This is a genomic window from Hydrogenophaga sp. Root209, from assembly GCF_001428625.1.
In the GTDB taxonomy this organism is placed as follows: domain Bacteria; phylum Pseudomonadota; class Gammaproteobacteria; order Burkholderiales; family Burkholderiaceae_C; genus Hydrogenophaga.
This window is the reverse complement of the sequence record NZ_LMIE01000031.1, coordinates 560,273-585,261: the sequence shown is the minus strand read 5'-3', so window position 1 is coordinate 585,261 and position 24,989 is coordinate 560,273. Positions and strand designations below refer to the sequence as shown.

Here is a 24,989-nt window from a genome sequence, read left to right as displayed (position 1 = left end):
ACGCATCGCCATCACACCCGAGTCGTCATAATCCGACCGTCCTGCCTGGGGGAATTTGGGGTGGCCAAGGGTGGGGGAATTTGACCTGGCCATCGGGGTATGTGCGACAAAAAATAAGTCCGCGCCTGCGGCGGGAGCTGCGCTCCCCGCTACGCGGCCCCCCAGCGCTTCGGCTGCGCCTGCGCGGGAGGGGTAGTGGCTTCGCCCCTATCCCTCCCCGCCTTGCGGCGGCTCCCCACCCATCCCCAACACCTGTGCGCCGCTTCGCGGCTACCTGGGAGGTTTACCGACCGCGCACTGCCGTGCTTGGGCTCGCGCCTGTGCTCCGCACATCGGAAACCTCCCAGGTAGCCGCGAAGCGGCGCACAGCAGTCCTTCGGACGAGGCTCCCGCCTCCCCGGTGGGCCGGGTGCCCTCCGCACAGGTCTTCGACCGGGCTGCCGCCCCCCGCAAGGCGGGTGCCCCCGAATGCACCTGGCGGCGCATTCCTTCCTCGCCGACCACGCGGCGCATGTTCATGGAGCATCTGCATCGAACATGAACGGAGACTCCACAACCGCGTGGCCGCTCCGCAAACTCTTGAACTTCTTGATCCAGCCAAACCCCCCACATGGCTTCCTTGAGTTCTGGATAGATCGACCTTCTTGGCCTTTTTGAGTTGTGCACATATCCACTGCAGTCACCAAGCAACATCGGTAGAACTTCACTTTCTGTGATGAGCTACCAAGTGAGCAGGAGACTATTCAGTTGAATATGTTTAACTTCAAAGGTATTAAGATATGAACCTCACACTCGATCCCGTGCAACTTTCGGAAACGCTTGAAGACATGGAGGGGTTAATAAGATTTCATCAGCATGGTGAATACGATCATCCTGTGGCGATGCAAATGAATCTGCTTGGATGTTTATTTGAGTCACAGCAGAGAGTTAAGGGATTTAGAGAGCTTCTGCTGCTCTGTAAAACCACCAGCCAACTATTTGATGATGAGTATTTTCATTTACTGGGGCAAGTTGATGATTTCTTGATTTTTGTGCATGCCGAAATAAAATCATTTGAAAAACTGACTGCCAGTTAACCCAATCCCGCTTCGGCGGGATTTTTTCGTTTCTGTATGGACATAAAAAAACCACGACGAATCGTGGTTTTTGGTTGTTGGCTTTGTTGATTTGATGAAAATCTACATTGATTGAAGCTTGCTTAGATTGGCGAATGGATGAAAGTGCAGGTGCAGGTTGTGAACTAAGTCAATTTTCATTGGCAGATCCTCTCAGGCACACTGAGACAACAAGAGATGCAAAAGATAATATGGAGATTATTATTACCTTCAGCCATGAAAATTGCTCATTTATGAAAATAACAAAGAAGAGAGCCCAGACTAAACCGATGGCAATCTTTTCGAACAGATCAGCAAGACCAGTCCGTTGAGCATTGTTGATACGCATAGTAGATTTTTCCTTTAAAAGGTCAGGCACATCGCCATGACTGGAAGGGATATGTATCTACGAAAAAAAGTGCACGAAGCCGTATCAACGGCTCGTTTTGAGGTCCCAGCTTGCGGATCCATGGAGTTGACAAGGAGCCTCCATATCGCAAGGCGGTGTGCCTCACCCATCCAGTAGGAGCATCAACGTGCTGGATGAATAAACCGTGTACGATCCGCTCCCCGCCGCAAGTTCGTGGCGAAGAGGCACCGTGGCAGACATCAACCCCGATCCCAAGCAGGGACCTGACGAGCAATACAAGCGCAGCGTGATCTCCATCGAAGACGCCGCCGTCGAGCAGTGGCTTACCGGCTCGAAGAGAACCACCAGGCGGTCCATGATGTAGATTCGTTTTGCCGAGAAGTCCGATGCCGGCGAGGGGAAGCCCGCGTGCACGCTATTGGCCAGGCTGAACGCCATGAGCGATTCTTACGTGAGCAGTGTGGGATCGGAAAGGGGGTGCATGCGCCGCTTGATGGGATGAATAACTACGGCTTGGTGTGCAGCGCTCGTTCGACCAACAAGCTTGACTGACTGCTGTAGCTGCCAAGCGGGTCTCGGGATCCTGATGGCAGCTCTAGACTGACTGCAGCCGGCTGAGCCAACGCCCCGAACGTGCGATCTGCACCACGTTGCAGACATCCAGGAGTTGGCGATTCGTGGCGAGTGCTGTCAGATGGTGTAGCCCAGACTAGACTGCAGCAATCAGCCTTAGGCGGACTTCCGAGAATGAACACTGGAACAGATCACCTTGCTTACTTTCAGTCTGCATCTACGTTATGGACAACTGACGGAGCCTTCGCAGAGCTCCGTTTGATTGGCCGAGTGAGCGCAGGAAGAAACGAGCTACTCAAAGCATCCGTGCAGGTGGGTGTCAACCCGCAGGTGCCGACGGTAATCGTCCGTACAGATGATCTTCTGATCGCAAAGCGAATATTGGGACCCCTTATCCACCTGGTACGCTTTTCAAGGTCGACTGCAAGGTAACTGATCGCGAAGGTACTTCTTTCTTGTATCGCCACTTCTCATGGCCATATGAAGTCGTCACTCTGGAACAAGCAAAGCAGTTTGTTCAATCGCGATTTGCCACTCAGCCGAAACGGACTGAACGAGCATGAAGTACGCACCGTCGTTGGGCAATCTCTGCGGGGTCGACCTTGGCATGTGGTGGGCAACTTCAGACTGATAGCGGTCAGGTGCAGGCAAGCCGACGAGTGACTGCTCTTGAGGGGAAGCCGACGTCTATGTAGAGGAGGCAGCACTAATTCGACGTACCGCCGTCCCTACTTCCACCAATGTGAGTGCCGGTCTATGTAACTAACTAGGAGTCGGAAATGCGGAATCAACTGTGCCCCAGAAGTTTCCTGTAGTTCTTCGGCGACCTTCTTCAGATAGCGTTGACCACCCCAATGATCCCAAGTTGCAGCCATCAGAGACAGGAACACTTGGTCGTCCGCTGTGATCCCGACATAGTCCTCAGCCGGAACTGGCGCCTCGACGCTTCTCTTCGCCGCGGCAAGTCGCAAGCGCAAAGCAACATCCCAAGCATCGGCTTGTTTAACCCAAGGAAGAGAATCGCGAAACTGCTGCCACCTCGCGTCATTAAATGAGCCGGCTATCGCGGAGCAATGCATGGTGTCGAAGGTCAGGCGCAACAGCGGCCCTGCGCTTCGTGTGCGGTAGCCAAGGGCTCGTCTGAATCCGTAGGCAACAAGCTCGAGCGGCAGAGCCCCCCGACTTTGCAGATCGCTCAGGGCCGTGAACCAGGGGTCGACTCCGTAGTCATTGGGAACTGCGTCCGGCGCAAGTTCATTGGCGATGGCATCGACAAGTTGCACGCTTGGCGCCCTGACATGGGCGAGGAAGCTGGCCGCACCACTAACATCGCGGCAAGCATGCATCACCCACGCTAACGCTTGAGGCAACTCTTGCAAGGTCGTCATGAGTCGCTGAAGTGTCTCGAGCACTGCAAGTGCCCCGAAACCTCGGGCGATTGACTCAATGGCGAACTCATCGTGAAGCCCTAGTACAGCTGACTCCAGCGCGATGTCGCCCTGGAGTTTGATCCCTGCATTTTCGATATCAGATGCGCGCGGCTGTGTTCGCCGCCAGAACTCCGGTGTCTCTGTCAGGTCGGGCCGCACCTGAAGCAAGCGCCGCATCCATCCCTCTCCTGGAACCAGACCCTGGGCGAGTTCATCAACGTCGATGTCCTTTACAGCTTCCCGTATCGCAGCCTGCACGGCCGGACGCTGGTCAAAAAGCAACTCCACCAGTCTTGGCGGCGAACTCGCCCAAAGGCTGCGTGTAAGCCGGTTGGCATGTTGGGCGAGTTCTTGGTCGCTCACAAGGTCCAGGTTTGCTACAACATACGCGAGCGCGTCCGGACTGAGTTCGTTCGAGCGCGAGAGCACGGCGTTGACAACCATCACCCGTGCGACCTTGGAGGAAGACAGAGGTGCATTGGACTGAACCGATGCGATGGCTTCCTCGACGGCCGAAGGCTCATGTCGTGCGAGGACAGCTTGCAAGCTGCAAATCGACCGCATTGCATCGCGCCCTCCGAGCACGTCCGTACCCAGCAAGCGTAGAGCCTCTCGGAAGCCGGTGGCGGAGGGACGGTCGGCGTACTCGACGAGTTGTACTAGCCATGGCTCAATAGAGATCGTATTGGCCTCAATGCCGTCGGCTTGCTGTGCAAACCTCAGTCGTGACAAAGACTCGGCACACAGCTGCAGGTCGAACGGTGAGCCCTCCTGTGAACGGTCGCGCGTAGTCAGGGTACAGAACCTGAACGACCGCCTCAGACGCGGCCACTGCAGGTCCCAAAGCCGAAGTACCACGTCGTCAACAAATCTGTCGCCGGCTCTTTTCGCCCACACCTGCTCGTGCGGATGTTCGTACAGCGCGGTCGCGAGTCGCTGGAACAGCGACACCTCAGTTGGCGTGAGTGCGCAGGAGGCGGGAGCGGCCGCAGTAAGGTCCACACTGACGCCGTAGGTTCTCGACGTTTCGACCGATGGAATCCTGAACAATTGCTCGAGCTGTGACGGACTATCCAACAACGCTAGATCGGCAAACTCGATGAACAGCGTATGCGTCCAGACGCATCCTGGCCTCGGCATCTCTGGCGCCGGCCAGGTGCGCGCCAGGGCATAGAGCCCCGACTCCTGTAGCGGGTAGCCCGTAAGGTAGGAGATGCCTTCCGCGGTCACGCCGGCACCCGATGAATCACTCATGACGAGAACTTGGCGCACGTCGTTGGGCGACAGCTTGGCGGAGCAAGCGAACTGCCGGTGGCCCTCAGAATAGCCGTGCAGAGCTTGATGGACGATGGTGCCCACAACTACCTCAAGCCAGAAGCCACTGAAGTGGCTCCGTCAGGTCATGCGACCTACCACCAGCGGAGACGACCGAGATCCGCTCGGACGGAACGTCCATTTCCCTGATGCGTTGGGCCTCATCTTTTGCGGGCTTGCCCTGTTCATCGTAGACCCCGCCTTGAGCGCTGACCCCAAACACCTTCACGGTCCACGCCTTGTCGAGACCGTGCTTCAGATACTGCTGGAGCAGCGGCAGGTGTGCCGCCAGGTAGTCGTCGGGTTGTCTTCCAGAGCCTGCGGCTTTGTCCCATGCGGAGAGCACAATGGCAACGCGGCGGGGACCAGCGTCCAACGGTGCGGACTGCAGTAACTGAAGGAGGTCGACGAGTTTGACCTGTGTAGGTGCAAGGCGTGCAGACCAAAGAATTGGCTTACCGGGTTCGATGTTCAGCCCCATCGCTTCCGCATCTTCAATGTCGTCGATGATCCAGCCGGGAGGTTTGATTTTGTCCGCATGAACGAACAGCAGCACACCGCTGCTACGCATTGATGCCGCGACCTCATGCGAGCATTCGCGACCCTCCCACATCTCCTGAAACGATTCGCCTGCTAGGTCTGGAAACGACAGTTGAAACTCCGGGTCGCCCCCTGCTTGAAGCCACATCGTTACTGTGCGGTCGCCCGCATGGAGGGTGCGCTCCTGAACCTTGGCCTTGCGCCAAAGGGCCGCAATTTCGTTGAGATGCGCAGATTGGTCAGCCTTCAGCCTAACGAGCTGCAACTTTGTGCTGACTTCGCCGGACGTCAGGAGATGCCACAGCGCTGCGAGAAAGGTCGTCTTGCCTGACCCAGGCAAACCCAACACGACGATGTCTTGTACGGTCATTAAACGGTCCTCGCGGCTATTGGAAGAAGTCTTCCGAACGCGCGCTCCGCAGGCACGGTTTCCTTCGCAATAGCGCTAGGCACATTGCGGCAAGGGTTTGCCATCCAGTATCTGAGAAGCTCAGCCATTCCCTCTCCACGGTGAGCGTTGGTAGTTTTGGGCGAGGCGGCAACCTTGAAATCCTGGACCTGAGCGAACTTGGTGGCGTACTCCAGTCGCACATTAGCGACGAGTGTCTCGAAGTGGCGTAGCGCACCGTCGCGAGCTGCGTCGTCCCTGCGGATCGCGTCGAGCTTTGTGAGGACCAGCGCTAGGCGTTGCCAGGGCGGCGCCACGCCGACCTCCACGAACGCTCTCAACGTCATACGAACCTGAGAGCGCACTTGATGGCGCTCGCCAGCATCGAGCAGCTTGGCGCCGTCAACCAACACAGTCAGCACGTCAGAGCGCTTCAGTTCTGGGTAGCTCTTCGCTCGGTCGAGCTCGTCCTGAACGAGTGTGTACTCCTCCCCCGCACGATTGCCAAACAACGCCGAGCGTTTAGCGTCGCGCTCTTCATCGACTAAATCGACGTGGAAGAAGAGCACCTCGCCTCGCTCAGTGCGCTCCATGTGCGCCTCGCCGCGCTCCGACTCGCGCCTAGAGTCGTGGCAAGCACGTTCAAACGAGTGCATCGTGGACGATCCGGCGAAAGCGTAGCCGCCTACCGGCCCTCGTTGGAGCAGGTCGTACATGCCCGCAATCAGGCTGGTCTTGCCTGAATCGAACGGTCCCACCAAGGAAATCACATTGCACGGACCCTTGCCGAGCAGGTTGGTCGCTTCGCTAATGGACAGCGCCTCAGCGTGCGGCAGTCTCACTCCCTGACGAGCGGAAAGTGCGCCAGTTGGCGCCGCAGCTGGGACGATAGGCACAGCCTTACCGTACTGAGGGCATGCAGTGACCTCGGAAAAACCTTCTAGGCAGCGACCACCGGATGCGATCTTGCATTCGAGATTGGAGCATTGGATCGCGGGAGCTTCGTCTTCCTCCTCCATGGCGCTCATCCCAACGTCACCTGGAGCAGCTCGCGGTACAACGCTTCGCAGAGCTGCAGTGCAGACAACGGCTTCGTCTGGTCGATGCCGGTCACCGTACTCCACACCGAGGCCCACGTATCCGCGCCATCAGCCTCTTGTCGCCGACGGACAGCTTCCAGGATCGGTGTCGTTGTCATGGACACCCTGCCTGTGCGATCTTCTGGCAAAACACGCGCGAGCCACTCCTGCGGCAGGCCTTGTACCGCAGCCGGGATGGTCAGTTGAACGGTGTCATCGACTCCCACACGGACCAGTAACGAAGAAAATGCGGTCGGTCCTGGCAGCACCTTCGTCAGCGCCGCCAGTTCGACGGCGAAGACGATTGGGCGGAATTCAGGCTGAACCTCTGCGAAGGGCAACCCGAAGCGAACGCACTGACCGCCTTGCAGCCACCAGAGGATGTCGAGTTCCTCATCCTGCACCCGCACATAGCCCTGTACGGCTGTCTCGAACGATCGCTGTCTTGCCGCCATAGCAGAAAGAACCTTGGTGGTAGCTCCAGTGAGGGCCTCCAACGCTGCGCGTACCGTAGCGATGTTCCCATCCGCCAGCGCGTTGAGGTTGGCAGCGACATCTAGTTGAGGATTGACGAGCTTTTGCTGCTCGAGAGGTGGCCTGCGGCGCGCGGTTTCCGATAGGTAGGCTTGCGCGTTCAAAGCCATGCCCACGAGGTCCATCGGCTGTTGCAACCCTCGAAGACCAGCGCACGCTGAGCCGGTGACAAGGGCAGCAGCTTTGGCGGCCGTCGTGTCTCTTTCATCAAGAATCAGTGCAAGCGCTACTGCAGCGAGTAGAGCCACTTCCTCATCCTCTAGCGCAGGACCGCCCTCGGCCAACTGAGTGCGGACTTGGCCCGCCTCAGCGGCCAAACCCTGTAGCTTCGTACGAAAGGCCAATCGCGTCAGCACTTCCAGCCTCGTGGCGGTCGGGTTGTTTGCGATGCTTTGGATGCTCGCCCACCGCCGCGAGCGGACATCGGCGTTCTCGCTGAATTCCATCCCGCTATACCAACTGTCGAATTGATCCTGCACGGTCTCCCCCTCCTCGTGTTAATGGCTATTTTCAACGCGTTCGATTTCGCTGGCCAGGTCGGCCAGGAGACCGCGGGTCGCGGCCAGTTTGAATGCCTTCTTGTAAAGCTCTGGCTCCGGCACGCGAAGCTCTGCGACGTCGATCAGATCAAGCTTTAACATGATGTCTCGGCGCTCAGCAATTGATAGGTCCCAGAACCGGAAAATGAGGTTGCGCGGGGACGGGCCTTGCATCGTTGCCTCCGGTTTGGGCTCCGCTGGAACTGCGATAGCGGCGGCCGCATGTATGGCCACCGCTACTGCGGTGGCAGGGTATGGCGCAATCGGTTCAACCCTCGCAGCAGCCTCGCCTAGTGGTGGCAGATGCGGAAGCGGCATGCTGTGCGTCCAAACTTCCTGGAATCGATCTGGTTTTAGTGCGACGAACATCTCAGGTGCCTTCTGAAAATGGCGCACAAAGGCGCGGACATCCAAAGTCCGGTCCAGGCCTTCACCGCGCACGGAGATGTCGAGCAAGTTGTAGCCCGGCTTCCAGTCTCGCTCGTAAACGTCCGGGTTCACAGCTCCAGCCTGGAACCGCATGTAGGTCGGCGTGGGTGTGCAGCGCTGTCGATGCTCATGCCCGAAGAACTGCAGTTTGGCTCGGTCATTTATGTTGTCGTCAGTGTCGTCTCGATCAGAGAACCACAAAGGCGGGTGATGGCAGAGCACCAGATTGACTACATCTTGCTCAGGATTCAGAACCGTCTGCAACCTACCAAGGTACAGGCGTCCTGGGCCATCGTCGCGCCCGCCCAACCCAGAAATGAGAGTCGACGTCAGTCCGAAGAGGCGCAGGCGTACGCCCCTATCCAGTTCGACTTCGTCTGTCCAAAAAGGAAGCTCGGGATACACGCTGCAGTCGAACCCCGCAGCGAACTCGTTGTAGGCGGCCAATGGCTGGAACAAGGCTTGGCCCAAGGTTGCGTCTGCGAGCTGACGTTTCAACATCGATTCACGCTCATCATCCGACGCCTTAGCGATAGCGTCCTGCGCAACGGAAATGGTCAGCGACTTGGCGCATACCCCCCGATCGATGTCGTGGTTGCCTGGGACGACGTAGATGCCTTCCGGTGAACAACCGCATTGATGCGCAAGGCCAAGTAGCCATGCGCGTGCCACACGGTATTCTCCGGGTTCACCCTTGTAGGCAATGTCACCTCCGACCAGAATCGCGTCGACCGGACCGCCTTCGCGGCAGAGCTCGACCGCATCCTGTGCAAGCAGCGTTCGGTACGGGTGATTGCGGTCGGTAGCCAGGGTCTCGCAGTCAGGAGAGCGAAAGTGGATGTCAGACAAATGCAGAAGGCGCATCCTGGGCATCTTAACCATCAGTTACCTTGATCGCTGTCGAAGCGTCTGACTTGCGAGCAACTGGTTTGCTCTGCGCCCGTTCGGCGACTCCCGCGGATATGCTGGACAAGTTCAGTTCTTCTACTCCGGGTCTAAAGACATCTCCTAGCAGCGGCGCGGGCGGCATGGGTGTGGGCACCGGACAAAGCAATGCTCCAAGAGCGCAATCAAACCTACCCAGAGCATTGAACGTTCGCAATAAGCCCCAGTGCCGACATCCAGCTTTAGGGTTTGACTGGCGGCAATCGCTGCGAAGCCGAACACCAGCCTCCGAGCTGGTCCAGTCACCGGTTTTGGTGAAGTTTTGTTTTTCGCACAAGTACTGTCGCCCATAAAAAAAAGTAGCTCCTAAGAGCTACTAAAGAAAACTGATCAGGCGAATGACCGTTATCCTTTTGGGTTTGTTAGGGTGCAATGCACGTCGCCATGTGCGCTAGCGGGCAAACGCATTGACGGGATTGTCATGCTGTTTTTGCCCATGGCCGTTCACGTGAGTGGCGGGTGACTGCTTGGGATATGTCGCCAAAAAATAAAGTCCGTTCGACAGAGTCCTGACCTTTTCAGTCGCGCGGGCCTATACGCCAAAAGGCTTCTTTTTAGTCAAGCTTCTTGGCCAAGTCAGCCGCCCGAGGGTGGTAATACCTTGCAAGCATGCGTGTGGTCTTGTGGCCGGTGACTTTCATGAGTTCATGCATCTCCAGTTTCTCGGCGAGGCGCGTGGTGGCTTCATGACGCAAGTCATGGAAATGAAGGTCGACCATCACCCTGTCGTGCTTGTCGATGTCAGCAAGGTGATTGACCGTCGCTTCACTGGGCGCTCGTTTCTTGAATTTCAGTGCGGTGACTTCGCGCTCCTGGGCCTTTTCGTCAAAACCGTCCTTTTCCAGTAGCACACGGAGCAATCCAAACACATGGGTTCTCCTTGCGCGAGTCACTGCCCGTTCCCAGGACAACTGAAGTGCGTTCTGGCTGAGGGGGAGTACTTTTCCTCGCGTTGCTTTGGGAAGTGAGTTGAGCAGTGCCACAGCCCGCCTCGACAGCGGCGCATCTCGGTACTCATCGCCGTTCTTTGTTTTTCCGCCATCCCGACCACGAATACGTGCAACACGTTTCTCCAAGTCGATCTCTTCCCATTTGAGAGACAGCAGTTCACTTTGGCGGGCACCAGTCTCCATGGCCAGCACTGCCGCAGCATGTGGCCACACGCTGGCACACTCTTTCAGAGCATTCAACAGAAGGTCTTCTTCAAGGCTCTCGAGTCTTCTTGCTCGGTCGTTGTTCGGGCTGGGTTTGCGCACATCCTCGACAGGGTTCCCTTTGGGCAGGGCAATGTTCCAGTCCAGCTTGGCCGCCTTGAAAATTCGGGAGACCATGCCCAACTCGTGCAGCACAGTCTGTGGGCTGACAGCCTTCAATCTCTCGTCCCGGTACGCAGACAGCTTGGCCGGTGTGATCGCGGCAAGGGAGTACGAGCCAAACTCTTCGGTCACGCGCTTGAGCACGTAGCCGTCTTGTTGCTTCCCTCGTTTTGAAGGGAGTACATCTGTCCGGTAGCGCTCAGCAGCTTCGAGGAAGGTGGTTCGTTCGGCGTCGTTTCTGGAGATGAATGAGTCCGTATCCATCTCACGCTCCACCGATCTGGCCCATGCCTCCGCTGCCGCCTTTGTGTCGAACGTTTTGCTTTGTGAGGGCCAGCCCTCACGACGGACTTTTGCTTGCCACTTGCCAGATTCGCGTCGCGTGAAATTTGCCATCGAAGTTCAGTGTCCCGGATTTGTCCCCAAAAAAGAAAAATGGGGAGGAATATGTATAAAACATATTGTAAATCATAGACATATGAGATTTGTATTTACGGCCTGTCACGCCGGGGGTCGCGGGTTCGAGCCCCGTCCACTCCGCCAGTCATGAATCAAATCACCGTGGTCGCAAGACCCTGGTGATTTTTTTTCGTCTGTCCGGTCAGGTTGCTCGCTCCAGCCAGCCCAGGCGAACCAGCCCGGTCGACAGCGCGGTGCCGCAGACGATCACGACACCACAGCCGATCATCCAGGGCGTGATGATCTCGTTGAGAAACACGGCGCCATACACCAGTGCGAACACCGGCACCAGGAAGGTCACCGTCAGCGCGCGGCTCGGGCCGGCCTTTTCGATGATGTGGAAGAACAGGATGTACGCGATGGCGGTGCAGAGCAGGGCGACCGCGGCGATCGCGCCCCAGGCGGTGGCACTCACCGGCTGGCTGGGCCAGAGCCAGATGGTGGGGATGGCCAGGCCCAGGGCCGCGCCGATCTGGCTGCCGGTGGCGGTGGCCAGCGGGTGGGCGCCGGTGAGGTAACGCTTGGTGAAACTCGCCGCGATGCCGTAGCACAGAGTGGCCAGCAGGCAGGCGCCCATGGCCACCAGCGTGGTGCCGGACGAGCCCGCACCGGCCACGCCGGTGGCGCTGAAGCCGGACTTGCCGATCACCAGCAGCGTGACGCCGGCAAAGCCGATGGCCAGGCCGAGCATGCGCGAGCCGCCCGGGCGGTCCTTGAGCCAGAGCCAGGCCACCAGCGCGCCCGAGAGCGGCACGGTGGCATTGAGGATGGAACTGAGCCCGGTCGTGATGTGCAGCACCGCATAGGCGAACAGCGCGAACGGAATGCCCGAGTTGAGCAGGCCCACGAGCAGGATGGGTTTGGCACGCGCGCGGAAGTCGGCCCAGACACCTTTGATGAGGAACACGGGCAGCAGAAAGAGGGCGGCGAGCGCAACGCGCATGCCGGCCGTTGGCAGTGCGCCGAGTTCGGCCGCACCCAGGCGCATGAACAGGAAGGACGCGCCCCACAGCGCGGCGAGCAACAGGAATTCAAGGGCAAGGACGGGGTTCATGGCGTGAAAGTATGCATGGGCGTTCGAGTGCGCAGGAGCGGCATTGATGCCGGATAGGTGCGCCATTGATGCGCGGATCGACTCAATGCCTGGCGCTTCACAGCAGGCGGGCACCTTCGAGCGAGAGCAGCGCGGTCTTGCGATCGAGCCCACCCGCGTAACCCGTAAGCGAACCGTCGGCGCCCAGCACACGGTGGCAGGGCACCACGACGCTGACCGGGTTGCGGCCCACCGCGGCGCCCAGGGCGCGCACGGCTGCCGGCTTGCCGATCGAGGCGCTCAATCCGCCATAACTGGTGGTGGCGCCGGGGGCGATGCCCAGCAGCGCCTGCCACACCTGTTGCTGGAACGGCGTGCCCGCGTTCAGGTCCAGCGGCAGATCGAAGTGCTTGCGCTGCCCCGCGAAATATTCGGTGAGTTGTCCTATCGCTTTGAGCAACAGGGGATTCGAAGGATCGCGGCGCCAGGCCGAGGTATCGGGCCCATGGCGCTGGCCATCGAACCACACGCCACTGAGGCCTCGCGGCGTCGCCGCCAGGGTCATGGCGCCCAGCGGACCTTGCCATGAGGTGAAAACAGTAAGGGGATCGTGTTTCATGTGGAGGCTCCTGTGTGTGTGACATGGCCTGCCGACCAGGCCCGGACGACGGCGTAGCTGCGCCAGGGTTTCCAGGCGAGCGACGCGGCTTCGGCCTCGCGGGCCGGGTGCTTGAGTGCCTGCACGCCCATCACCTTGTGCAGCGCGACGTCGCCGGCGGGAAAGGCGTCGGGCCAGCGCAGCGCGCGCATGGCGATGTACTGCGCGGTCCAGTCGCCGATGCCGGGCAGGGCCTTGAGGGCGGTGATGGTGGCGGGCACGTCGGCGCTGCCGTTGAGCACCAGGCCTTGCTCGGCCACGCCCCGGGCCAGGGCCACGATGGCGGCCTGGCGCTGTTTGACGATGCCCAGTTCGCCGAGCGCATCACCGCCGGCCTGCGCCAGCACGGCGGGGGCTGGAAACAGCCGCGTGAGCTGCGCGAAGGGCGTCACCATGGGCTCGCCGAACCGGTTCACCAGCCGCTGAGCCAGCGTGCGCGCGGCCGCCACGGTGATCTGCTGGCCGAGCACCGCCCGCACGGCGAGTTCAAAGCCGTCGAGCGCACCCGGCACGCGCAGGCCGTCGCCGGCCGGGAACGCGCCGTGCAGCACGGCGTTGATCGATGCCGGGTCGGCGTCCAGGTCCAGCGCGGCGCGCAGGCGGTGGATCACCTGCGGCAGCACCTCGCGCAGTTCGTCGCTCACACGCAGCACGAGCTGACTGCGTTCCTCGTCGAACTCGGCCAGCAACCAGCCGCGGTGGCTGCGGCCACCGATGTCCATGCGCAAGGTCTGCCCCAGGCGCAGTTTGTCGTCTACAAAGGCCACGCCCTCGATCAGGCGTTGGCGGAAGAAGCCCAGCGTGGCAGCCACGTCGTACGGCGGCCGATAACCCAGGCGCACGGTCGTGCCCTGACCCTTGTCCCGGCTTCTGGTGCTGCTTTCTCGCCGCAGCTGGGTCGGGTTCAGCCGGTAGTGTTCGAGGAAGGCCGCGTTGAAGCGGCGCACGCTGCCGAAGCCGCTGGCCAGCGCGATCTGGGTCACCGGCAGGTCGGTGTCGGCCAGCAGTTGTTTGGCGGTGAGCAATTTGCGCGTGAGCAGGTACTGCAGGGGCGAGACGCCCAGCCGCTCCTCGAACACGCGGCGCAGATGCCGGTCGCTCACGCCCAGGCGCGTGGCCAGCCTTTCGCCCATGTTGCCGTCGGCGTCCAGCCAGTGCTGCGGATCGTCGAGCCAGAGTGTGGCCTGCTGCGCGAGGATGGTGGAAGCGTCTTCCCGCGACCAGTGGCGGTCCAGCGGTGCCAGCTCGGGCCGACAGCGCAGGCAGGGGCGGAACCCGGCGTGCTCGGCCTGGGCGGCATGCTCGAAAAAGCGGCAGTTCTCGCGCCGCGGCGTGCGCACGCGACACACCGGCCGGCAGTAGATGCCGGTGGAGGTGACGGCGGTGAAGAACTGGCCGTCGAAACGCGCGTCGTGCGAGCACAGCGCGCGGTAGCAAGCGTCCTGGTCGATGCGGTCGGGTGGATTCATGGGTGTCATGGTAGGCCTTGCACCGGAGGTTCGCTGGTCGTTTCCGGACATATGCCTCCCGACCTCTCCAAACCCCCTCCTACAATCGCTTTTTGCCTGTCACCCAAGGGAGTCCTCATGCAAGTTGCCGCGTCCATCTTCAAGGCCTACGACATCCGGGGCGTCACACCCACCGCGCTCAATGAGGGTGTGGCCGAGGCGCTGGGCCTGGCGTTCGGCACGCGGGCCCTGCAGCTCGGTGAAAAGACGGTGGCCGTGGGCCGCGATGGCCGCCTGAGCGGCCCGGCGCTCTCGGCCGCGCTCATCCGAGGCCTGGTGGCCGCCGGGGTGGACGTGATCGACATCGGCCTGGCGACCACGCCCATGTTGTACTTCGCCGCCGCCACGCTGTGCACCAGCGGCATCCAGGTCACGGGCAGCCACAACCCGCGCGACTACAACGGTTTCAAGATGGTGCTGGCCGGGCGCGCCATCTACGGCGACGACATCCAGGCACTGCGCAAGACCATGGAGATGGAGACGCACCAGCGCGCAGAGGGCGGGCGCGTGCGCCTGATCAACGTGCAGGCGGCTTACCAGGCCCGCATCGTGGGCGATATCAAGCTCTCGCGTCCCATGAAGCTGGTGGTGGACTGCGGCAACGGTGTGGCCGGTGCCTCGGCCCCGGCCATCTTTCGCGCGCTGGGCTGCGAGGTGATCGAACTCTTCAGCGAGGTGGACGGCAATTTCCCCAACCACCACCCCGACCCCAGCAAACCAGAAAACCTGCAGGACTTGATGCGCGTGCTGCGCGAGACCGACGCCGAGCTGGGCCTGGCCTTTGACGGCGACGGTGACCGTCTGGGCATCGTCACCAAGGACGGTGCCAACATCTACCCTGATCGCCAGATGATCCTGTTCTCGCAGGACGTGCTCTCTCGCGTGCCCGGTGGCGACATCGTGTTCGACGTGAAGTGCTCGCAGCGCCTGGCCCCGGCCATTGAAGCGGCCGGCGGCGTGGCCCACATCTACAAGACCGGCCACTCGCTGATCAAGGCGCGCATGAAGGAGCTCGACAGCCCGCTCGGTGGCGAGATGAGCGGCCACATCTTCTTCAAGGAGCGCTGGTACGGCTTTGACGACGGTACTTACGCCGGCGCGCGCCTGCTCGAAATCGTGAGCCGCAGCCCGAACGCCAGCGACGTGCTCAATGCATTGCCCACCAGCTTCAGCACGCCCGAACTCAATGTGGCCTGTGCCGAAGGCGAGCCGCACGCGGTGGTGGAGAAGCTGGTGGCCTTGGCGAAGTTCGACGCGCCGGCCAGGCTGTCGACCATCGACGGCGTGCGGGTCGACTGGCCCGATGGTTTTGGTCTGATCCGGGCGTCCAACACCACGCCGGTGCTGGTGCTGCGCTTCGAAGGCCAGACCACCGAGGCGCTGCACCGCATTGAAGCGGTGATGCTGGCCTTGCTCAAGCAGGCCAAGCCCGACGCCGTGGTGGGCGCCAGCGCGCACTGAGGGGGCTCAGCGCGGCAGCAAGGCCTGCACGCGATCGATCACCGCCTCGGCCTGCTCGTCCACCAGGGCGGTGGTGTCCACAGGCCGGTTGGCGCCCCACACCGCGGCCACTTCGCGGGCCACGTCGGCTTCGCTGCTCACCGGTCGGGCCTGGCGCAGGCTGTCGAGCCGTTCGTAGCTCTCGGCAAAATTCCAGACGTTCGGCCCATGCAGCACGGCACAGCCCAACGCCAGCGGCTCGTGCGGGTTGTGGCCCCCCACGCTGGCGAACGACCCGCCCACCAGCGCTACCGGCGCGAGCCTGTACCACAGGCCCATTTCGCCGATGGTGTCGGCGATGTAGACCGGGGCTTCGGTGGCGATGTGCGCACCAGCGCTGCGCAGGGGGACATCTTTTGACACGGAGGCTGACGCAAGCGCCGCCACCTCAAGACCGCGCGCCGGTGCTCGCGGCGCGATGACCAGCAAGGCATCGGGATGCTGTTCACACAGCCGGGCATGTGCGGCGAGCGCCAGGTCTTCCTCATCCGGGTGGCTCGACGCCAACAACCACACCGGTCGGTCTGACAGTGCCTGCTGCCAGGCATCAAGGTCGTCCGCATCGCATGCCAGTGGTGGCACCAGCGCCTTGATCGTGCCGCTGACCGTGATGCGTTCGCGCGGCGCACCCAGCGCCACCAGCGCGTCGGCGGTGGTCTCGTTCTGCGCAAACAGATCGCGAAACCCGGGCAGCAAGGCCTGGTAGAGCCAACGGCCCCAGCGCCGCTTGGCCAGCGACTCGGGGGACATGCGGGCATTGACCAGCGCGCGCGGAATGGATCGCGCGTCGGTCTCGGCGATCAGCGCGGGCCACAAGTCCATCTCGCACCACAGCGCGAGCGACGGCCGCCAATGATCGAGAAAGCGCGAGACGGCTTCGGGTGTGTCGACCGGGGCGAACTGGTGCTGGCAGCGTGGCGGCAGGCCGGTGCGGCGCAACGCGTCACCCGAGGTGCGCGCGGTGGTGGTGATGAGGAAACTGCAGTCGGGCCGCCGCTCGGCCAGCCGGGCGAACAAGCCCGCCAGCGCCATCGACTCGCCCACCCCCACCGCGTGGCCCCACACCAGCGTGCCTTCGGGACGATCGGCGTACTCGCTGCCCAGCTTCTGCCGCACGCTGCGCGGCGTTTCCTTGCCGCGCAGCAAACGCCGCTGCAAACCCTGGCGCCACACTGGAGCGAGCACCCGGGCCAGGACCAGGTAGACCCGCATCGCCCAGGGCTGGCGCGCTGGCGTCATCGGGCTTCCAGCCAGGGCACGAGGGTGGCCATGTGTTTGGTGGTGGCGCCGCCATGTTCGGCGTAAAAGGCCTCGGCACCGTCAATGGCGCGAGCATATTCGGTGGGCGAGGTGAGCAGTTGCACCAGCGCTTTCGACAGGCTGGCGATTGTCATGTGCTGCTGCAGCACCCCAGCGGCCAAAGCCTCCACGCCGGGGTACTCGATGCCCCAGATGCTGGGCCCGACCATCACCGGTTTCTTCAACGCGAGCGGTTCGATCACGTTGTGCGCGCCCAGCGGCACGAAAGAGGCCCCGACCACCACCACCTGCGACAACGCGAGGTAGAAGTACATCTCCCCCAGCGAGTCGCCCACCAGCACGTCGATACCGCTCATGTCGGGCGCGTCCGGCGTGGGCTGCAGCGCGGCATCCAGCATGCGGCTGCGCCGGGCCACGCGCAGATCCGCGCCCTCCATCAGTTGCACCACGGTGTCGAAGCGCTGCGGACTGCGCGGCACATACACCACCAGCGGTGACGGCAGACCCGCGGCCTGCAGGCCCGCCTGAACCAGGCGGATCGCGTCGATGAACTGCTCGTCCTCGCCCACGATGGCGCTCGCGAAACACACCACGGGCCTGAGTCCCGGCGAAGCCGTGGCGAGCTGCCAGGGCGCGAGCAAGGCGTGGGCCGCAGCCAGCTGTTGCGGGGACACGGGCAGGTCGAAGCGGGTCTCGCCCGCGATCACCACGCGCTCGCAGCCCACGTCGCGAAAGCGTTGGGCATGCGTTTTGGACTTGCACAGCACCAGCTCGTAGGCCTGGAAGATGCCCGCGCGAAAACCCCCCCATTTGCGGTCGCGCACGATGCTCTTTTTCGGGTACTGCGCGTTGGCCATGGCCAGCGGCACACCCTGGCGTCGGATGGTGGCCAACAGCACCGGCCAGGTGTCGATCTCCGTCATGAGCGCCGCGCGCGGGCGCACGCGATGGATCAGGCGGCGCACCGCCCAGCCCAGCTCCAGCGGCACATAGCTCACCTGCAGGCGGCGCTGTGCAATGGCTTCGTCAAACAGGGTGTGGGCGGCGGTGCGGCCCGCCGGGGTGAGGGTGGTGATGAAGACGGGATAACCCGCGGCCAGCAGGGCGCGCACCAGCGGTGCGGCACCGCGCATCTCGCCCATGGACGCCGAATGCACCCACACCGGACGGTCCAGACCGGTGAGAACAATGGGTGAGGCACCGAAACGCTCGTCCCAGTGCGCTCTGTACAGCGGCTCACGCTGGCCGCGCCGCCACAGAAAGAGCAGAAACACCGGCAGTAGCAGGTGCCACAGCATTTCGTACACACCGATGAGCACGGACAGCCGCCAGCTGGGCGGAAATGGACGGGAGGCGGTGTGCTTGGAAGAGAGGGATGCCATCGGTGGGAGCGGTACGGTACGGGCGGGGGTGCCTGCACGTCCCACCGAGGGCTCCGGGCGAAGGCCATTCAGTATAGTTACGCCCTTGAGCAGGCCCTTGCCAAGCGGCCCGCCTCCCACACAGGAACACCACCGATGCCCCTTCCCACGCCGGCCTGGACCGCAGTCATCCCACTGCGCGCCGGATCCAAGGGCCTGCCCTCCAAAAACATCCGCCTGCTGGCAGGCAAACCGCTGTACTGCCACGCGGTGGACCAGGCGCTGCAAGCCGGCGCCCAGCGCGTGGTGATCACGACCGACATCCCCGAAGTGCTCTGGGCGGAACTCCCCACCCAGGTGACGCTGGTGGAGCGCCCCACCGAGCTGGCGGGCGACACCGTGCCCATGGCTCCGGTGCTTCAACACGCTCTGCAGGCCGCCGACTGCCACGGCACGGTGGTGCTGTTGCAGGCCACTTCGCCGCTGCGCCAGCGCACCGACATCGAAGCCGCGCTGTCCGTCTTCGCCGGGGGCTACTTTGAACTCGTCATGTCGGTCACGTCTGCCGACCGCGGTGTGCTCAAGTGGGGCACGCTGCGCGGCAACCGCTTCCAGCCCCTGTCGGATCCGGCGCACTGCTTTGCCAACCGCCAGAGCCTGCCGCCGGTGGTGCGCCCCAACGGTGCGCTGTATGTGTTGAATGCCGAACGCTTCGTGGCCAGTGGCAGTTTCGTCTCGGAGCGCATCGGCGTGGTGGAAATGCCTGCCGAGCGCAGCCAGGACATCGACTCGCTGGAAGACTTCCAGCGTTGCGAAGCCGCGTTGGAGGCCGCGCATGGTCAATGAAATGAACACCGACTACGTGGAGCTTTACGCCGCGCCCACCTGGCAGTGCGTGATGATCTGCTGGGGTACGAAGTACTCGACTTCGCTCATCAACAACCTGGCCCGCAGCATCGCAGACAAGGCCTCGTCGCAACCACGCTTCATCCTCATCTCCGACCGGGAACGCCCCGATCTGGCCGATCGAATCGAGCTGGTGCGGTTTCCCGAGTACTGGTTGGCGCCCCCTCTGAGGACGGCGGGGTGTCACGCGAAACTGGCCATGTTTGAACGCGGCATCGTCCCAACGGACCTGCCCGCGATATACGTCGATCTGGACACCATTGTGTTGGGTGACCTCAGTACCGGCCTGGCCTTGATGAAGAACCGCCAGACCGTGGCCATTCTGCCGAGTGCGATCATTCCGTTTGGTTGGGTTGGAAGGACACTGCATCGCTGGACCAATGGCCGCAAGTACGCGCGTGGCAATTCTTCGTTCGTGATCTACCACCCCGGCGAATGCCACTACATTGCGGAGCGGTTCCGGTCGGTGTATGCGAAGTATCCGAAGATGGAGCTCCGGCCCATGGTGGCCGACGAACGATTCATCAGTTGGTCGGCGCAGGAGCACATGGTGGGCATTCCCGCCTCGTTCGCCGTCAAATTTCCTGGCGAGTTCATGTTCTATTGGGGCTTCTGGCTTTACATCAAAGCCTGGTTGCCCTGGGTGCGCACTCGCCGCCGCAAGCTCGTGGCCGTGACGCTGAACGGGCTGATGATCAAGCCGGAGAAGTTGATGTCCCTCAAGGATGGCGATGTGATCGTCGACGAGAAGGCTCGCAAACTGATCTGGAGCCCCAAGACGCTCGGGCACATGCAATCAAAAATCAAGGCGTTCTGCGCCGGTTCACTCCGGTAAGCGTTCAATCCATTCATCGAGACACCCATGAAAATCGCCCACCGCACCATCTCCCCCGCACACCCCCCGCTGGTCGTGGCCGAAATCGGCATCAACCACGGCGGCAGTCTGGACGTGGCCAAAGGCATGGTGCTGGCTGCGCACCGCGCCGGTTGCGAAATGGTCAAGCACCAGACGCATTTCGTCGACGACGAAATGACCGACGAGGCCAAACAGATCTTCCCGCCCAACGCCGACAAATCCATCTGGGACGTGATGGAAGAATGCGCGCTGTCCAAGGACGACGAGATATCGCTCAAGTCCTATGCCGAGTCGCTGGGCATGATCTACATCTCCACGCCGTTCTCGCGCGCAGCGGCTGATTTCCTCAACGACATCGGCGTGTCCGCGTTCAAGATCGGATCGGGCGAGTGCAACCACGTGCCGCTGATCCGCCACATCGCCAGCTTCGGCAAACCCATCATCATGAGCACCGGCATGCAGACCATTGACGGCATGCGGCCCTCGGTCAAGGCGTTGGACGACTCGGGTGTTGAATATGCGCTGCTGGAGTGCACCAACCTCTACCCCTCGCCACCCGAGATCGTGAGCCTGCAAGGCATCACGGAACTGCGCAACGCCTTCCCGCGCGCCGTCATCGGCTTCTCCGACCACAGCATCGGCCCCGAAATGGCGCTCTCCGCCGTGGCGCTGGGCGCCTGCATTCTTGAGCGCCACTTCACCGACACGCGTTACCGCAAGGGCCCGGACATCTCCTGCTCCATGGACCCGGCCGAACTCAAGTTCCTGATTGACCGCTCGCGCGAGATCCACACCGCGTTGAACAACCCCAAGGTGCGCACCGCGCCCGAGGAAGACGTGTACCGCTTCGCGCGCGGCTCCATGGTGGCCGACCGCGATCTGCCCGCAGGCCACGTGGTCACCCCCAGCGATATCTGGGCGCGCCGCCCGGGCTCAGGTGAGATTTCCGTGCAGCATTTCGACCGCCTCGTCGGTGCGAAGCTCACCCGTGCCGTCAAGCGCAACCAACAACTGCTGTGGAGCGATCTCGACGGCGTGAAGCCTCTGGCCAACAGCTGATTCGAATGAGCGCGAAAAAACTGCTCTTCGTCACCGGCACCCGGGCCGATTTCGGCAAGCTCGAGCCGCTTGCGCTGGCCGCGCAGCAGGCCGGGTTTGCCGTGAGCTTCTTCATCACCGGCATGCACATGATGCGGCGCTATGGTGAAACCCGGCTTGAGGTGAAGCGTTTCCCGGGCGCCGAGTTCTTCGAGTTCGTGAACCAGCGCGAAGGCGACGCGCAGGATTTCATTCTCTCCAAGACCATCCTGGGTTTCTCCGATTTCGTGCACGAACACCGGCCCGATCTGGTGGTGATCCATGGTGATCGGGTGGAGGCGCTGGCCGCGTCCATCGTCTGCGCCATGAAGTACATCCCCTCGGCGCACATCGAAGGCGGCGAGGTCTCGGGCACCATCGACGAAAGCATTCGCCACTGCAACACGAAGCTGTGCGCCGCACATTTCGTGAGCTCCGAAAATGCCCGCCAGCGCGTGCTGGCGCTCGGCGAGTCACCCGAGAGCGTCTACAACATTGGCTCACCCGAACTCGACACCCACGCGCGGCCTTCGGGCGTGACGCTGGCGCAGGTGAAGGAGCGCTATGCCATCCCGTTCGATGACTACGGCATCGCGATCTTCCACCCCGTGACCTCGGAGGCCGACACCATCGGTGCCCAGGCGCAGTCGCTGTTTGCGCGGCTGGAAGCCAGTGGCCGGCATTTCGTGGTGATCGCCCCCAACAACGACCCCGGCACCGAGGACATCTTTGCGGTGCTGGAGAAGTTGCCCAAGGATCGGTTCCGCCAGATACCGTCGATGCGCTTCAACTATTTCTCCGAGCTCATGAAGAACGCCTCCGCCATGGTGGGCAACAGCAGTGCGGGTGTGCGCGAAGCGCCGTTTCTGGGTGTGCCGAGCCTGGATGTGGGCACGCGCCAGAACCGGCGAGCCAGTGGGCCGTCAATCACCACATGCTCGGCGTTTGATACCGAAACCTTGAGTCATTTCCTGTCTGACACATGGGGCCATCGGCTCTCGGCGGATACCACGTTCGGCGTTGGCAATGCGGCGGAGCATTTTGTCGCGGTTCTCCAGTCGGCCGATTTCTGGGCGCGGCCCATGCAGAAGGCGTTTGCGGATGAGTGATGTTCCCGCAGAAGTGGTTCCGGCCAATGGCCATTCCCACGCGGGATCAAGCTGGCATGTTGCAGACCTGGAGGAGGTTGGCACCTGCCCGGTCTGTCGCTCCTCGGAGTCTGCCTTGGTACAAGAAGCTGTGGAGGACTGGGCGTTCGGGAGTGCTCCGGGACGCTGAAGGAATGCGCTGTCTGCCAGTCGCGTATCTGGGTTCAAGCCCAATGCCAGAAGTCATCGGGCGCGCCCCTACCATTTGCTGCACGCTTGCTACCAGTAGGTCAGGATTTCATCAGGCTTCTGGCTTGCAAGATCTGAACTTTGTTGCCGTTATCTGGCTGCCTGAAGGCAGGTTGCTGGCCACGATCAGGCCCAGCATTGTGTAGAAGAAATAGCTTATTGCGCGATACCACAGCGGCACGTTGAACAAGCTGTCCACGGCCAGAACGGCAACCAGCGCGTACAGCACGGCGCTTTCTGACGTCGTGGAATGTCGTGCCATGCCCAGCAGTCGCCACAGCAGCCACAAGAACGCAAGCAAGCCGATCAGACCGTACTCCATCCCGAAGAACAGATACTGGTTGTGAGGGTGTGTGCATGTGTATTCACAGTGGCCAAAATGCTGGGCAGCGATCTGGTGGTATGTGCCCGAACCCGTGCCTGCAATGGGATGGTCCACCATCTGGTCGAGAGCCAATTTCCACATGTTGATTCGAAGGCCGAGTGATGTGCGATCGACCGCCTGGTACGACGCAATGTCTTCATACGCCGTTGTCAGCCGACTTTTCATCAATGGACTCGATGTCACCAGTGCGATACCAAGCAGCGTCACACCCAGGGCGGCCGGCCATCGTCTGGATTTGCGCGTGTGCAATGCCAGGAAAGTAGCCACGACCACGACCACGGCCACCAAGCCGGATCGACCCTGCAAAAGAAAGAGAACGCTGCCAATGGCGACCACCGCGCCAATGGCCCATGCCAGGCGCAATTTTCGGTTCGTAACGCAAAGGGTCTTGTTTAGTGCCATTGCAAGGAAGATCGCTGTCATGACACTTTGAGACACGTACTCCATGAAAACACTGTGGTCGGCGCCAATGCCCAGGTTCTGGGTGCGAGACCAAGGCAGGTTCACGAAGACGTTGGCGTAGGTGGACGCCAGGACGATGATCATTGACAGTGTGAAAGCTGACCAGGCGCGCGCTCGCCAGCGGGCGTCGGCAAAGGTGACGGCGAGCATCAAGACCAGCAACAGCTTGCTGTACACCTTCAGGCTGTTGACGACGTCGCCAAACGGTGCGGGGCTGAACGGTGCCCACAACGCGACGATGCTTGCCAGCAGAACCAGTGGCGCTGCCACTGGTAGAGCCCGAATGAAGGCCAGCTTTGAGCGGTACTGACCCGCGCCGACCCATGCAACGATGAAGGTGAGCGCTGCGACGAGAAACAGGGATCTCGATACAGGGGCTGCGAACACGAGCGCCACAGCGCTCCAGCCACACAGATGGTCGAAAGCTTGCTGCCAGCGAGGTGTAGGCTGGATGGAATTGTTCATGAAAGTGGCGTCGGGCGCCGCGGCCCCGAATCGAATGTGTCTAGGCACGGGAGTTCAACGCAGAACGTCGTCGATGTCCCTAAGGATGTCCGGGTGAGCGCTTGCCATGCGATTAGACCGCATGCGATCACGTATCAAGGTCAGTGCCTTGAGGTTGTTCCAGTCTCGCGACTTTTTCAGATAGGGGACTTCGAAAACCTTCAGCGAGGTGATGGGTGCGGTGGCGAGGACGTTTTGTTTCTCGGTGGCCTCCAAGGCCAACGCTAGGGCACTTCCACGCCAATCGTCGTTGTCTGCAAAGCTGGTGATGCGTTGGGCAATGCCTGCCTCGATGCGTTCATCGATCGTGACGAGATCTTCCAGCAGTTCTTTCAGCTTCAAGTTCGACAGCGAACCGATGTACCGATCCAATGCACTTCGTGTGTACATCGCCTCGCAACGGATGCCCGCATCCATCAGTGCATGCGAGAAGCCCCGTTCTCCGCGGCGGATGGTTTTGTATTTGTTGCTGGTGATGCGATAGCGATCCCAGAAACGAATGAATGCCTTGTGTCGCAGGGCGCCACGCTTGACCATCAGAAAGAAGGAGCCGAAGAACGGCCGCTTCTTGGGTGGCAGGTTTTCGGTTTGTCGTAACGGGTCGAGTTGCAGTGCGCCAACGAAATCGGCGGCGCTGCCCTCCATGCGGTCGATCAAGGTCTCGTTGCCGTGCAGTGGGAACCAGATGCTGTCGTTCAGGATGATCAACACATCGGGGTCGATTTTCCACTGTTGCAGCAGCCAGATCCCGTCACGGTACCCGCCGAAGTCATAGCCGAAGTTGGGTCGTTCGGCCATTCGCCAGATCCATGGAGACAGGCGTGTCCTGTCTTCGCTGCTCAGTGGTGCATTGCTGATGATCAGCGGGGCGTAGCCCTTGTGGACCAAGTGCTGGCACGTCCAGACCGTTGCATCTGAAATGCCTGCGGGCTGGTATACGAGCAACAGCGCGACCTTGGGACCCAGGGCAATGGCTCCGTGATCCGCCTGCAGCATGGCGCCACGTTGGGCATCGTGGCGCTGCCTGCGCAGGGGCTCGGTGAAGAACTCCGGGATGCCCTTGAGTTGTTGGCGAATGCGGTTGAACTCGCGCTCCAGCTTCCAGGTCAGCAGGCTCATCGACTTGGGCTAA

The 24,989-nt window shown here is 61.5% G+C and carries 20 protein-coding genes; 6 read left to right on the top strand and 14 right to left on the bottom strand.

From position 1 onward, the window contains the following. The first annotated feature begins 779 nt into the window (after positions 1–779). Complete coding sequence (locus tag ASE11_RS21265; protein WP_056276322.1) at positions 780–1,076, top strand: hypothetical protein; 297 nt, start codon at positions 780–782, stop codon at positions 1,074–1,076. Between the two features lie 529 nt (positions 1,077–1,605). On the opposite strand, the gene ASE11_RS21260 is transcribed toward ASE11_RS21265, so the two are convergent. From ASE11_RS21260 to ASE11_RS21215, 10 genes are all read right to left on the bottom strand, one after another. After that, positions 1,606–1,902, bottom strand: coding sequence for a hypothetical protein (locus ASE11_RS21260; RefSeq protein ID WP_056276320.1), 297 nt, complete (start codon positions 1,900–1,902; stop codon positions 1,606–1,608). 863 nt (positions 1,903–2,765) lie between these two features. Beyond that, on the bottom strand, positions 2,766–4,826 hold the full coding sequence (locus tag ASE11_RS21255) for a hypothetical protein (RefSeq protein WP_056276317.1): 2,061 nt from the start codon (positions 4,824–4,826) through the stop codon (positions 2,766–2,768). Positions 4,827–4,833: 7 nt separating this feature from the next. Next, on the bottom strand, positions 4,834–5,691 hold the full coding sequence (locus ASE11_RS21250; RefSeq protein WP_056276314.1) for a TRAFAC clade GTPase domain-containing protein: 858 nt from the start codon (positions 5,689–5,691) through the stop codon (positions 4,834–4,836). Then, on the bottom strand, positions 5,691–6,737 hold the full coding sequence (locus ASE11_RS21245; protein ID WP_156406436.1) for a TRAFAC clade GTPase domain-containing protein: 1,047 nt from the start codon (positions 6,735–6,737) through the stop codon (positions 5,691–5,693). The genes ASE11_RS21250 and ASE11_RS21245 overlap by 1 nt, the downstream gene beginning before the upstream one ends. After that, entirely contained in the window at positions 6,734–7,801 is a 1,068-nt protein-coding gene (locus ASE11_RS21240; RefSeq protein ID WP_056276306.1) for a GTPase-associated system all-helical protein GASH, read from the bottom strand. Before ASE11_RS21240 ends, ASE11_RS21245 begins: the two co-directional genes overlap by 4 nt. A gap of 18 nt (positions 7,802–7,819) precedes the next feature. After that, complete coding sequence (locus ASE11_RS21235) at positions 7,820–9,154, bottom strand: metallophosphoesterase (RefSeq protein WP_162258079.1); 1,335 nt, start codon at positions 9,152–9,154, stop codon at positions 7,820–7,822. Between the two features lie 635 nt (positions 9,155–9,789). Continuing rightward, positions 9,790–10,947: a tyrosine-type recombinase/integrase gene (locus ASE11_RS21230; protein WP_082585912.1), complete on the bottom strand. Its 1,158-nt coding sequence runs from the start codon at positions 10,945–10,947 to the stop codon at positions 9,790–9,792. A gap of 205 nt (positions 10,948–11,152) precedes the next feature. Further along, a complete protein-coding gene (locus tag ASE11_RS21225; protein ID WP_056276490.1) occupies positions 11,153–12,064 on the bottom strand; it encodes a DMT family transporter in 912 nt (303 codons plus the stop codon). Positions 12,065–12,161: 97 nt separating this feature from the next. After that, the gene (locus ASE11_RS21220) at positions 12,162–12,662 is read right to left on the bottom strand and encodes a methylated-DNA--[protein]-cysteine S-methyltransferase (RefSeq protein ID WP_056276296.1); all 501 of its coding nucleotides are present in this window, start codon (positions 12,660–12,662) and stop codon (positions 12,162–12,164) included. Next, positions 12,659–14,179 carry a DNA-3-methyladenine glycosylase 2 family protein gene (locus tag ASE11_RS21215; protein ID WP_056276292.1) on the bottom strand — a complete coding sequence of 507 codons (1,521 nt, stop codon included), beginning with the start codon at positions 14,177–14,179 and terminating at the stop codon, positions 12,659–12,661. Before ASE11_RS21215 ends, ASE11_RS21220 begins: the two co-directional genes overlap by 4 nt. 108 nt (positions 14,180–14,287) lie before the next feature. Here ASE11_RS21215 and ASE11_RS21210 point away from each other — a divergent pair, with 108 nt between their 5' ends. Continuing rightward, positions 14,288–15,670: a phosphomannomutase/phosphoglucomutase gene (locus ASE11_RS21210; protein WP_056276290.1), complete on the top strand. Its 1,383-nt coding sequence runs from the start codon at positions 14,288–14,290 to the stop codon at positions 15,668–15,670. A 6-nt stretch (positions 15,671–15,676) separates the two neighbouring features. Here the strand turns inward: ASE11_RS21210 and ASE11_RS21205 are convergent, their stop codons facing one another. Both ASE11_RS21205 and ASE11_RS21200 read right to left on the bottom strand, forming a co-directional pair. After that, the gene (locus tag ASE11_RS21205) at positions 15,677–16,948 is read right to left on the bottom strand and encodes a 3-deoxy-D-manno-octulosonic acid transferase (protein WP_082585911.1); all 1,272 of its coding nucleotides are present in this window, start codon (positions 16,946–16,948) and stop codon (positions 15,677–15,679) included. After that, positions 16,945–18,351 carry a 3-deoxy-D-manno-octulosonic acid transferase gene (locus ASE11_RS21200; protein WP_056276287.1) on the bottom strand — a complete coding sequence of 469 codons (1,407 nt, stop codon included), beginning with the start codon at positions 18,349–18,351 and terminating at the stop codon, positions 16,945–16,947. Before ASE11_RS21200 ends, ASE11_RS21205 begins: the two co-directional genes overlap by 4 nt. Before the next feature lie 135 nt (positions 18,352–18,486). Between ASE11_RS21200 and ASE11_RS21195 the strand changes: the two genes are divergently transcribed. Genes ASE11_RS21195 through neuC form a run of 4 tightly spaced genes read left to right on the top strand, consistent with a single transcriptional unit; the run spans position 18,487 to position 22,278 of the window. Further along, a complete protein-coding gene (locus ASE11_RS21195; protein WP_056276284.1) occupies positions 18,487–19,176 on the top strand; it encodes a cytidylyltransferase domain-containing protein in 690 nt (229 codons plus the stop codon). Positions 19,177–19,192: 16 nt separating this feature from the next. Next, positions 19,193–20,071, top strand: coding sequence for a hypothetical protein (locus ASE11_RS21190; RefSeq protein WP_156406435.1), 879 nt, complete (start codon positions 19,193–19,195; stop codon positions 20,069–20,071). Between the two features lie 27 nt (positions 20,072–20,098). Further along, the gene (locus ASE11_RS21185; protein ID WP_056276279.1) at positions 20,099–21,151 is read left to right on the top strand and encodes an N-acetylneuraminate synthase family protein; all 1,053 of its coding nucleotides are present in this window, start codon (positions 20,099–20,101) and stop codon (positions 21,149–21,151) included. A 5-nt stretch (positions 21,152–21,156) separates the two neighbouring features. After that, on the top strand, positions 21,157–22,278 hold the full coding sequence (gene neuC, locus ASE11_RS21180) for a UDP-N-acetylglucosamine 2-epimerase (RefSeq protein WP_056276276.1): 1,122 nt from the start codon (positions 21,157–21,159) through the stop codon (positions 22,276–22,278). A 280-nt stretch (positions 22,279–22,558) separates the two neighbouring features. Here neuC and ASE11_RS21175 read toward each other — a convergent pair whose 3' ends face one another. Continuing rightward, on the bottom strand, positions 22,559–23,818 hold the full coding sequence (locus ASE11_RS21175; protein ID WP_156406434.1) for an O-antigen ligase family protein: 1,260 nt from the start codon (positions 23,816–23,818) through the stop codon (positions 22,559–22,561). 54 nt (positions 23,819–23,872) lie between these two features. Then, on the bottom strand, positions 23,873–24,976 hold the full coding sequence (locus ASE11_RS21170; RefSeq protein ID WP_056276271.1) for a rhamnan synthesis F family protein: 1,104 nt from the start codon (positions 24,974–24,976) through the stop codon (positions 23,873–23,875). Between the last annotated feature and the right edge of the window lie 13 nt (positions 24,977–24,989).

What these genes read in the sequence shown, in the direction of transcription:
- ASE11_RS21205 (WP_082585911.1), bottom strand. Translation starts at nt 16,948, where the DNA reads ATGACGCCAGCGCGCCAGCCCTGGGCGATGCGGGTCTACCTGGTCCTG.
- ASE11_RS21220 (WP_056276296.1), bottom strand. Translation starts at nt 12,662, where the DNA reads ATGAAACACGATCCCCTTACTGTTTTCACCTCATGGCAAGGTCCGCTG.
- ASE11_RS21230 (WP_082585912.1), bottom strand. Translation starts at nt 10,947, where the DNA reads ATGGCAAATTTCACGCGACGCGAATCTGGCAAGTGGCAAGCAAAAGTC.
- ASE11_RS21170 (WP_056276271.1), bottom strand. Translation starts at nt 24,976, where the DNA reads ATGAGCCTGCTGACCTGGAAGCTGGAGCGCGAGTTCAACCGCATTCGC.
- ASE11_RS21185 (WP_056276279.1), top strand. Translation starts at nt 20,099, where the DNA reads ATGAAAATCGCCCACCGCACCATCTCCCCCGCACACCCCCCGCTGGTC.
- ASE11_RS21250 (WP_056276314.1), bottom strand. Translation starts at nt 5,691, where the DNA reads ATGACCGTACAAGACATCGTCGTGTTGGGTTTGCCTGGGTCAGGCAAG.
- ASE11_RS21215 (WP_056276292.1), bottom strand. Translation starts at nt 14,179, where the DNA reads ATGACACCCATGAATCCACCCGACCGCATCGACCAGGACGCTTGCTAC.
- ASE11_RS21175 (WP_156406434.1), bottom strand. Translation starts at nt 23,818, where the DNA reads ATGAACAATTCCATCCAGCCTACACCTCGCTGGCAGCAAGCTTTCGAC.
- ASE11_RS21260 (WP_056276320.1), bottom strand. Translation starts at nt 1,902, where the DNA reads ATGGCGTTCAGCCTGGCCAATAGCGTGCACGCGGGCTTCCCCTCGCCG.
- ASE11_RS21225 (WP_056276490.1), bottom strand. Translation starts at nt 12,064, where the DNA reads ATGAACCCCGTCCTTGCCCTTGAATTCCTGTTGCTCGCCGCGCTGTGG.
- ASE11_RS21200 (WP_056276287.1), bottom strand. Translation starts at nt 18,351, where the DNA reads ATGGCATCCCTCTCTTCCAAGCACACCGCCTCCCGTCCATTTCCGCCC.
- ASE11_RS21245 (WP_156406436.1), bottom strand. Translation starts at nt 6,737, where the DNA reads ATGAGCGCCATGGAGGAGGAAGACGAAGCTCCCGCGATCCAATGCTCC.
- ASE11_RS21210 (WP_056276290.1), top strand. Translation starts at nt 14,288, where the DNA reads ATGCAAGTTGCCGCGTCCATCTTCAAGGCCTACGACATCCGGGGCGTC.
- ASE11_RS21265 (WP_056276322.1), top strand. Translation starts at nt 780, where the DNA reads ATGAACCTCACACTCGATCCCGTGCAACTTTCGGAAACGCTTGAAGAC.
- neuC (WP_056276276.1), top strand. Translation starts at nt 21,157, where the DNA reads ATGAGCGCGAAAAAACTGCTCTTCGTCACCGGCACCCGGGCCGATTTC.
- ASE11_RS21235 (WP_162258079.1), bottom strand. Translation starts at nt 9,154, where the DNA reads ATGCGCCTTCTGCATTTGTCTGACATCCACTTTCGCTCTCCTGACTGC.
- ASE11_RS21195 (WP_056276284.1), top strand. Translation starts at nt 18,487, where the DNA reads ATGCCCCTTCCCACGCCGGCCTGGACCGCAGTCATCCCACTGCGCGCC.